The 8,529-nt window shown below is 63.0% G+C and carries 10 protein-coding genes; 4 read left to right on the top strand and 6 right to left on the bottom strand.

The annotated features are described in order from the left end of the window. Positions 1-29: 29 nt before the first annotated feature. Both IG629_RS17825 and IG629_RS17820 read right to left on the bottom strand, forming a co-directional pair. On the bottom strand, positions 30-512 hold the full coding sequence (locus IG629_RS17825) for a peroxiredoxin (RefSeq protein ID WP_193173278.1): 483 nt from the start codon (positions 510-512) through the stop codon (positions 30-32). A gap of 107 nt (positions 513-619) precedes the next feature. Further along, the gene (locus IG629_RS17820) at positions 620-2,719 is read right to left on the bottom strand and encodes a protein-disulfide reductase DsbD family protein (RefSeq protein WP_193173277.1); all 2,100 of its coding nucleotides are present in this window, start codon (positions 2,717-2,719) and stop codon (positions 620-622) included. A gap of 181 nt (positions 2,720-2,900) precedes the next feature. On the opposite strand from IG629_RS17820, the gene IG629_RS17815 reads away from it, so the two are divergent. The 3 genes from IG629_RS17815 (at position 2,901) to IG629_RS17805 (ending at position 4,185) form a co-directional block, all read left to right on the top strand. Then, positions 2,901-3,491, top strand: a complete 591-nt coding sequence (locus tag IG629_RS17815; RefSeq protein ID WP_193173276.1) for a YqgE/AlgH family protein — start codon at positions 2,901-2,903, stop codon at positions 3,489-3,491. Positions 3,492-3,587: 96 nt separating this feature from the next. Next, a complete protein-coding gene (locus IG629_RS17810; protein WP_193173275.1) occupies positions 3,588-3,908 on the top strand; it encodes a type II toxin-antitoxin system RelE/ParE family toxin in 321 nt (106 codons plus the stop codon). Beyond that, positions 3,901-4,185: a helix-turn-helix transcriptional regulator gene (locus IG629_RS17805; RefSeq protein WP_193173274.1), complete on the top strand. Its 285-nt coding sequence runs from the start codon at positions 3,901-3,903 to the stop codon at positions 4,183-4,185. The genes IG629_RS17810 and IG629_RS17805 overlap by 8 nt, the downstream gene beginning before the upstream one ends. Before the next feature lie 33 nt (positions 4,186-4,218). Here the strand turns inward: IG629_RS17805 and IG629_RS17800 are convergent, their stop codons facing one another. From IG629_RS17800 to IG629_RS17790, 3 genes are all read right to left on the bottom strand, one after another. Further along, positions 4,219-4,566, bottom strand: coding sequence for a GFA family protein (locus IG629_RS17800; protein WP_193173273.1), 348 nt, complete (start codon positions 4,564-4,566; stop codon positions 4,219-4,221). Positions 4,567-4,614: 48 nt separating this feature from the next. Then, positions 4,615-5,817: a M20 aminoacylase family protein gene (locus IG629_RS17795; RefSeq protein WP_193173272.1), complete on the bottom strand. Its 1,203-nt coding sequence runs from the start codon at positions 5,815-5,817 to the stop codon at positions 4,615-4,617. Between the two features lie 117 nt (positions 5,818-5,934). After that, positions 5,935-6,828 carry a LysR family transcriptional regulator gene (locus tag IG629_RS17790; RefSeq protein WP_193173271.1) on the bottom strand — a complete coding sequence of 298 codons (894 nt, stop codon included), beginning with the start codon at positions 6,826-6,828 and terminating at the stop codon, positions 5,935-5,937. Between the two features lie 115 nt (positions 6,829-6,943). Between IG629_RS17790 and IG629_RS17785 the strand changes: the two genes are divergently transcribed. Continuing rightward, positions 6,944-7,894, top strand: coding sequence for an AEC family transporter (locus IG629_RS17785; RefSeq protein ID WP_193173270.1), 951 nt, complete (start codon positions 6,944-6,946; stop codon positions 7,892-7,894). A 17-nt stretch (positions 7,895-7,911) separates the two neighbouring features. Here IG629_RS17785 and IG629_RS17780 read toward each other — a convergent pair whose 3' ends face one another. Beyond that, a complete protein-coding gene (locus IG629_RS17780) occupies positions 7,912-8,523 on the bottom strand; it encodes a GNAT family N-acetyltransferase (protein WP_193173279.1) in 612 nt (203 codons plus the stop codon). Positions 8,524-8,529: the final 6 nt, after the last annotated feature.

Genomic DNA, 8,529 nt, shown 5'->3' with positions numbered 1-8,529 from the left:
GCCGCCCCCCCGGAGCCTGACGGTTTGCGTCAGATATTGGCCAGCACGTGTTCGGCGCTGGAGACTTCAAAGGCGCGCGGCTCTTCAACGAAGAGCTTGGTGACGGTGCCGTTCTCGACAACCATCGCATAGCGCTGGGAGCGCATGCCGAGGCCGGCGACGGAGACATCCATCTCAAGGTCGAGCGCCTTGGCGAGTTCGCCATTGCCGTCCGCAATCATGGTGACAGCGTCGCCCGCGCCCTGGTCCTTGGCCCAGGCACCCATGACGAAAGCATCGTTCACGGCCGTGCAGGCAATCGCGTCGACGCCCTTCGCCTTCAGCTCACCCGCCTTCTGCACGAAGCCCGGAAGATGCTGCACGGAGCAAGTCGGCGTGAACGCCCCCGGCACCGCGAACAGGACGACCTTGCGGCCCTTGAAGAATTCTGCCGTATCGAGATCGTCGATCCCGTCCGCCGTGTTTGTTTTCAGCGTCAGCGCCGGAAATGCGTTCCCAACTTTGATAGTCATTCTGGTCTCTCCCCCTGGGTGTTGTCTGGCCGGGTTGGCCGAGAAAATTCTCTGCTAGAGAAATACGATGCTTGAGATGGGGCCGACCAGCTCCAATTCCAATGCCGTTAGCTGCCGGCTTCCGCGATCGCTGTTTGCACCGCTTCAAGGCTCAGCAGTTCCGGCAGCGCGACACCGCCCGGCGCACCCGGACCATAGACCGCGTTGAACGGAATGCCATAGCGTCCGAACGATGCCAGATAATCCGCGATCGCCGGATCGGGAGCCGTCCAGTCAGCCCGCATGGCAACAACATCCTCCGTCCCGATCAGTCCGGTAATCTCCGTGGATTCCAGAACCAGCGATTTGTTGACCTTGCAGGTCAGGCACCAGTCCGCTGTGACATCGATCAGAACAGTTTTGCCTTCTGCCACCAACCGGGAAATCTCCCGCTTGTCAAAAGGCCTCCAGGCGGATTCGACATCGGATGCCTTCGGTGCGGAGCTCTCCCGCACCGTTGCATATAGACCAACCCCGGCGACCGCGAGCATGGCGGCCAGGGCAATCGGTGCGCCCGCGCGCCTGCCGGGCACGCCATCCCGCGCCCTCCAGGTCAGCGCGGCCGTCAGCACCAGTGCCAGGCCACCGAGCAAAAGCGTATCGGGCAACGCGGCGGTCGCGGCAAAGACAGTATAGAGCCACACAGCCGTCGCCATGAGCGCCAGACCGAGGACGCGGCGCAGCCAGATCATCCAGGCGCCGGGCCGCGGCAAGGCGCGCGCGAGCCCAGGCAACGCAGCGACAAGAAGATAGGGCGCCGCCAGGCCGAGCCCCATGACAAGGAAGACAACGGCAATCTCGACGGACCCGCGCGAGAGCGCGAAACCGATCGCCGTGCCGAGAAACGGCGCGGAGCACGGCGTCGCCAGCAGAGTGGCAAACGCACCGGTAAGAAAATGACCGGACAGGCTGGTTTTTCCCTCATGCCCGCCCACAGCGGAAGCCGCAAGGCCGAGATCGGAGACCCGTTGCGGCAAACCGATCTCGAACAGACCAAGAAGATTGCCCGCAAAGAGCACCAGAATTGCCACCATGAGTGCAAGGAACAGAGGTTGCTGGAACTGGATGCCCCAGCCGACCGCAAGGCCCGCCTCCTTCAGCGCGATGGCCCCACCGGCCAGCAGCAGGAATGAGACAACAATCCCGGCGGCCGAGGCCAGAAAGCCCCTCCGGATCGTGCCCTTGTCAGCTCCGCCATATTTCACCGCGCCGACCAGCTTCAGCGACAGCACCGGCAACACGCAGGGCATCAGGTTGAGGATCAGGCCGCCGAGGAAGGCAATGCCAAGCACAGCCGCCAGTGCCGCCCAGCGGTTGGAGGGTCCGGCCTCCACCGCTTCAGAAACCGTGACCTTCCGCTCCAGGAACCGGTCACCGTCGACCAGCGTCAGGGTGACCTCCTCACCGGCCAGTCTGCTGCCTTCCGGCAAGGAGGCCGGGACCGTCAGCACGGCGGAGCGCCGGTCCGCGGAGAAGGCGATATCCGGTTTGCCAAAGGCAAAGCCCTGCCGCGCTTCAGGAAAGACATCCGGCGCGTCGAGCGGATGTGTCGCCTGGATGGAGACGGCGAGCGAATGCGGCTCCGGCGTGCCGACCGCCGTGACCTGACCGATATCGAGGCCAAGCCCGCTCAGATTCTTCGGCACACGGGCGCGGAATCGGTCTATCAGCTGGGCGAACGCCGTCGGGCTAGCTTCCGTCCCGGCGAGATCGAGGCTCAGACTGGCCGTCAACGGCACGCAGATATCACTGCAGGCCAGCGCGTTCATCTCCGCCCGCAATGCCAACGGTTCACCCGGCTGGGAAAGCGTCGCGCGAATCGGAATCACCACCTCGCCGTGGTAGCCGTAGGTCTCCAGCCCGAACAGGCTGAACCGTTCCGGCACCGGCCAGCGCCAGGCCATTCCGGCAAGGTTGCTTGAGCCCTGCCAGTCAATTTCCGGCGGATAACCGGCATCGCCCGGGGCACGCCAATAGATCTTCCAGCCGTCGGCCAGGCGGAACTGCAGGCCGAGAGGAACATTGTCCTGGCCCTGGGTTCCCGCCACCGCGGAAATCAGCCGGACATCGGCGAATTCGGTACTGACCCAGTCGGACGCACCGGGCGCAGCAGTGGCAGGGCGCGCAAAAAATCCGAGCGCCATGATGACGCCCAGAATAGCGACCACTATTGGATTTCTGGGGCGGAAGACCCAACTCATAATCAGATGCCCGAACTTGTTGCAGGGTTTTCACACCCTTTCCGTCCCGCATATATAGTGGACCGGAGCCGCCACGTCGGTCACATTTTCCGGAAACGCGGGAAAGAATTGGCGGACCCGGCGCAACCGAAGATCAGGACAGTCAAGAATGACCAGCACCGTCGCCGAGGAAACCCAGGAAGGCTATCTCACCGGACAGCTTCTGGTGGCCATGCCAGCAATGCGCGACCCGCGTTTTGCCCGTTCCGTGATCTATATCTGCGTCCATAACGCCGAAGGTGCGATCGGCCTGGTGGTAAACCGTCTGGTCGGCTCGATCGAGTTCAGCGACCTGATCGAACAGCTCGACATGCAGTTTGGCGAAACCGACCTGGTCGCCAACCCGCCGGTGCATTTCGGCGGACCGGTCGATACCGAACGCGGTTTCGTGCTGCACAGCGCCGACTACCAGAGCGAGGAGACGCTCGATATCGACAAGGAATTCGGGCTGACCGCGACGATCGACATCGTCCGAACCATCGCGTCGGGCAGCGGTCCGAAGGACCATCTTCTGGCGCTCGGCTATGCCGGATGGGGTCCGGGCCAGCTCGACAGCGAGATCCAGGAAAACGCCTGGCTCAATGTCGATGCGGACAACGCGCTGGTCTTCGACACCGATCTCGACAGCAAATGGGACCGGGCACTGGCCAAACTCGGCGTCGATTCCGCCCTGCTCTCGACCGAGGCCGGCCGGGCATAGGTTCCGCTCTACCAAAAAAGCACTCCAGAACGTCACATTATCGAGCCAAAACGCGATTGCCGTATTGTCTCAATTTTGATACGTTCCGGATGTTGAATGAAGTGGCACCTTGAGATCGACGGACGTGCAACCAAGGAGCTTCGAATTTTTCCGGCCGACATCAGGGCACGCATCTTCCGGGTGGGGAAACTCCTGACGGAATTCGGACCCGAGAATGTCGGCCTGCCCCATGTCCGGCCCCTGAGAGACAAGCTTTGGGAGATGCGGGCATCGGGAAGGGACGAGATCGACCGTGCCATATACTTCACCGCAGAGGGACGCCGCATTGTCATCCTGAGCGCCTTCGTCAAAAAGACCCAGAAAACGCCCGACCGGGAACTCGCGAAGGCTATGAAACGGATGTTGGACCATGGTTGAGAAGATCGCATTCGCAGACCTGCAGGAGGAACTGCTTCAGGACCCCGAAACGCGGTCCGAATATGATGCTCTCGAACTGGAATTCGAGGTGGCGCGCAAGATCATCGCTGCCCGCACGAAAGCCGGTCTGACGCAGCAGGCGCTAGCCGAGAGAATGAATACCTCCCGCAGCACCATCGCGCGCCTTGAGGGAGGAAAGACCCTCCCTTCCCTCGAGACCGTACGCCGGGTCGCGCGCGCGACCGGCACCGAAATCCGGATCGCAATCCACGCCTGAAGGTTCCAGTCTCGTTGAGCAACGGGCGGCACCTCACGACAGGCGACTGCCAAACACCTTCTCAACCGGAAACGCGTCTATATCGACATCCTCCAGGCAGCGCACATTGACCGACCATAAATGCGGAGCGGTGCGCGGTCTCCGGAAGGGGAGGATGCCGCAACGCGGGCAAAAATAGTCCGTCGCTTGCTTCGTGTTGAACTGGTACGTCGTGAGGTCTTCGAGCGGGGTGAGTAACTCCAGAGCCCCTTCTTCCACCCGGTGAAGCAATGCGCCCCGCCGCCGGCAGATCGAGCAATCGCACACACGGACGTGGTCAAGGTCAGCCTCCAGCTTGAACCGTACCAAGCCACAGTGACAGCTGCCCGAATAGACGCTCATCTTCTGCTCCCCAATCAGCCGTCAACGATCAAGGCTTCAAGCGTTAGCCTAAGCTTTCGACGGCAACAGCGTGTCCACCAGCTCCATCCAGTAGCCGATGCCGAGCGGAATGGAGGCGTCGTTGAAATCGTAATCCGGGTAATGCAGCTTGCCGGACTTGTGGTCCGGCGCTGCCGTGCCCATCCAGATATAGTTCCCCGGGCGCGCGTTCAGCATGAAGGAGAAATCCTCGCCCGCCATGCAGGGATCGTGCTCGCGAATCACCTTGTCCGCACCGACCAGCGCCTCTGCGACCCTGGCCGCGACCTCCGCTTCGGCGGGCGGGTTGATGGCCGGGGGATAGTTCTTTCGGTAGTCGATCACCGCCTCGCAGCCGAAGCCTTCGGCGATCCCGGTTGCCAGCGCGCGGATGCGCTCCTCGGCGAGGTCGCGCACGCCCGGCTCGAAATAGCGCACAGAGCCGCCGATCACCGCTTCGTCCGGCATCACCACATAAGCATCCGATCCCTTGAACATCGAGACACCGATGGTCGCGGTCTTGTGCGGCGAGACGTTGCGGCCCGGCACGCTCTGGATCGCGGTGACCAGATGGGCCGCCGCCAATACCGTGTCGACGCCGTCATGGGGCATGCCCGCATGAGTGCCCTGGCCGCGCACCGCGATGTCGAAATAGTCGATCCCGGCCATGATAGGCCCGGCAAGCGGGCAGAAAGTCCCGAGCGGCAGGTCCGGCCAGTTGTGCAAGCCCCAGACCGTCTCGCAGTTTGCCTTCTCGAACAGCCCTTCCTCGACCATCACCCGGCCACCGCCACCACCTTCTTCCGCAGGCTGGAAGATCAGCGCGACGGAACCTGCGAAATCCCGACTTTCGGCCAGCAATTTCGCCGCCCCAAGCAGCATCGCGGTGTGCCCATCATGGCCGCAGGCATGCATCTTTCCGGGCACCGTCGATTTATGCGGCACATCGCCGAATTCCTGCATCGGCAGCGCGTCCATATCGGCCCGCAGCCCGATCATCGGGCCCTCGGAGTGTCCGCGGACAATACCCACAACGCCGGTCGTGGCGATCCCGGTCATGATCTCGTCAACACCGAAAGCCTTCAGCTTCTCCGCGACGATCCCGGATGTGCGCACCTCCTCGAACCCGATTTCGGGGTGAGCGTGAAGGTCACGGCGCCATTCGGTGACATGGTTGTGCAGGGCTGAAATCCGGTTGTGGTGACGCGAGGAGAATGCGAGCGTGTCGGTCATGTGAAATCCAGTGGATGCCGGCCGGGGCGGCCGATGAGGAATGTGTATGGAAGAATGCCCCGATGCTTGCGCCACGTCGAGCCGGTCCCCGTCTTTTCAGCCGAAGAAATCCCGGAATCACCCATCCGTGCCCAAAAATGACTGCGCGCGGATCAGCTCCACCAGCGGGGCGACAGCCGGATTGTCCCGCTCCCGCGCTATTTTCAGGACCACCTCCAGCTCGGGCGCGCCGGCAAGCGGCCGCGCAACCAGGTCCGCCGACCGCTCGTCACAGATCGATTCCGGCACCAGAGCCACCCCGAGCCCGGCCGCGACCAGGCGCAGGATCGTATTCTGCAATTGCGGCTCGAAGCGAAAACGCGGCACCACGCCCCCGCCCGTGAGGTACTCAACGATGGTCCGGTGCAGCGTCTCCGCGACACTTGCCGGGGTGGCGATAACGTCTTCATCCCGCAGATCCTGCGCCTCGACGGACAAGCACGCGGCGAGCCGGTGCGACGGCGGCACCACGAGGCAGAGGCGATCGGTGAAAATCGGCAGGCTTTCGAGCTGCGGTGCGGTGCCGCCAGAGAAGGTCACGGCGGCATCGAGTTCTCCGTTCAGCAACAGGCGCTCGATATCCGCCGGTGTGGTCTCCGAAAGAGACAGCCGTACATCCGGCCTGATGGCGGAATAGCCGCTGACGATGCGCGGCACGATCCGGTGCGCGGCATGCATCATGAAGCCGAAGCGCAGCTCGCCTTTCTGCCCTTCGGCGACAAGGCGCGCGTCCCGACAGGCGGTATCGAAGCTGGCCAGAACCTCACGGGAATCCTCAAGGAAGCGTTGCCCGGCCAGCGTCAGCGAGACCTGCCGCGATGTCCTGTTCACCAGCGTCACCCCGAGATCCCGTTCAAGATTGGCGATCTGCCGGCTGAAGGGCGGCTGGGTCATGTTCAGGCGCTCCGCCGCCCGCCCGAAATGCAGCGTTTCGGCGAGAGCCACGAAATAGCGCATCTGGCGCGTATCCATTGATACCCTAACTGGATTGATGGGTGCATATTTTTGGATTGGATTGTATCGCAAGAAAAGAATAGAGAAAGACTATTCCTTCCTGTGGTCCTTCCTCTGGCGCCTCATCTCATCCATGCTTTCCAATCTGATCATCGTGCTGCCGATCTTCGCGCTCGTCCTGACGGGATACGCCGCGCGGCGCTTCGGCGCTCTTGGCCCGACCGCGACACGGGAGGTCAACCGGTTCGTGGTCTATCTGGCCCTGCCGGCGATGCTGTTCAGCATCATGGCGAAAGCCGATCTGGCGGAGATCTGGCAGCCGGACTTTATCCTTGCCTTCACGGCGGGCTGTGCGCTGGTCTTCGGCGCCACGCTGCTGGTTCGCATGCGGCAGGGCAGTCATCTTGCCGACGCAGCCATCGACGCACTCAACGCGAGCTATCCGAATACCGGCTACATGGGGTTCCCGCTGGTTCTCTCCGTGATCGGCAGCGCGGCGATGGGTGCCACGATGATCGCGACGATCCTGACCGCCTGCGTGCTCTTCGCCGCCGCGATCGTGCTGATCGAGTGCGCCCTGCAGACCGGGTCCCGGCGCCGCGACATTCTTCGCAAGACAGCCCTCGCGCTCGCCAAAAACCCTCTTCTCGTTGCTCCCGCCCTCGGTGCCCTGTTCATGGCGTCGGGTCTCTCGCTCCCTGAGATCCTCGACAGCTATCTGGCACTGTTGGGCGGGGCGGCCTCGCCCTGCGCCCTTGTCTCGCTCGGGCTGTTTCTCGCCGACAATGCCGGCCAGAACACCAGCACCGGCGCGAACAACCGGGTTCAAGCCGCGCTGGTCGCTCTCAAACTGGTGGTGCAGCCCGCCGTTACATGGGTGGTCGCTGTCCCTATCCTCGCCCTGCCCTCAAGCGTTGCTTACATTGCGGTGCTTCTCGCCGCCCTGCCGACCGGCACAGGCCCCTTCATGCTAGCGGAATTCTACCAGCGCGAAGCACTGCTCACGAGCCGTGTCGTGCTGACGACGACCGTGCTCTCGGTCGCGACACTCTCGTTCTATCTAGCGGTTGCGGGGTCATACTAGATCCGGAATAGCCCGGCCTAAAAGTGCTTCAGCTCATCCGCGAAGCTTGGATAGAACTCCTCGCGCAGCAGCGCGAACAGGACATGATCCTGCCAGCGGCCGTCGATCTTCAGATACTTCTTCGCCAGTCCTTCCTCACGGAAGCCAGCCTTCTTGAGCACACCCTGGCTCGGATAGTTGCGCGGCAGGCAGGCAGCCTCGACCCGGTGCAGGGAAAGCTGATCGAAGCCGAAGGAGCAGGCGCCATGGACCGCTTCCGTCATGTAGCCGTGCCGGGCATGGGGACGGCCGATCCAGTAGCCGATGGTGCAGCACTGGGAGACCCCGCGGCGGACATTGGCGATGGTGATGCCGCCGACCAGCGCATCGTCGCTGCGGCGGTAGATGAAGAAGGAATACCCCTGATCCCGCGCCCAGTCCTCGGCATAGCGGGCGAGACGGCGGCGGAAGGCGGCGCGCGTCAGGGCGTCATCCGGCCAGCGCGGTTCCCACTCGACAAGAAAATCCCGGCTGATGGCGCGCAGCTCGGCCCATTCACGCCAGTCGTTCTTGTTCGGCTGCCGGAGATAAAGCCGCGGCAGGGATACCCGCGGCTCGATCTTGGACGGCGGAAAAAACGTCAGGACCAAATCACG

The organism is Nisaea nitritireducens (genome assembly GCF_014904795.1).
Taxonomy (GTDB): domain Bacteria; phylum Pseudomonadota; class Alphaproteobacteria; order Thalassobaculales; family Thalassobaculaceae; genus Nisaea; species Nisaea nitritireducens.
Note: the sequence above shows the minus strand (reverse complement) of the source record. Positions and strands in the feature narration are given on the sequence as shown.

Excerpts from the sequence above, each read along its gene's own strand:
- IG629_RS17810 (WP_193173275.1), top strand. The coding sequence starts at position 3,588 with ATGAAGTGGCACCTTGAGATCGACGGACGTGCAACCAAGGAGCTTCGA.
- IG629_RS17790 (WP_193173271.1), bottom strand. The coding sequence starts at position 6,828 with ATGGATACGCGCCAGATGCGCTATTTCGTGGCTCTCGCCGAAACGCTG.
- IG629_RS17815 (WP_193173276.1), top strand. The coding sequence starts at position 2,901 with ATGACCAGCACCGTCGCCGAGGAAACCCAGGAAGGCTATCTCACCGGA.
- IG629_RS17795 (WP_193173272.1), bottom strand. The coding sequence starts at position 5,817 with ATGACCGACACGCTCGCATTCTCCTCGCGTCACCACAACCGGATTTCA.
- IG629_RS17785 (WP_193173270.1), top strand. The coding sequence starts at position 6,944 with ATGCTTTCCAATCTGATCATCGTGCTGCCGATCTTCGCGCTCGTCCTG.
- IG629_RS17805 (WP_193173274.1), top strand. The coding sequence starts at position 3,901 with ATGGTTGAGAAGATCGCATTCGCAGACCTGCAGGAGGAACTGCTTCAG.
- IG629_RS17800 (WP_193173273.1), bottom strand. The coding sequence starts at position 4,566 with ATGAGCGTCTATTCGGGCAGCTGTCACTGTGGCTTGGTACGGTTCAAG.
- IG629_RS17825 (WP_193173278.1), bottom strand. The coding sequence starts at position 512 with ATGACTATCAAAGTTGGGAACGCATTTCCGGCGCTGACGCTGAAAACA.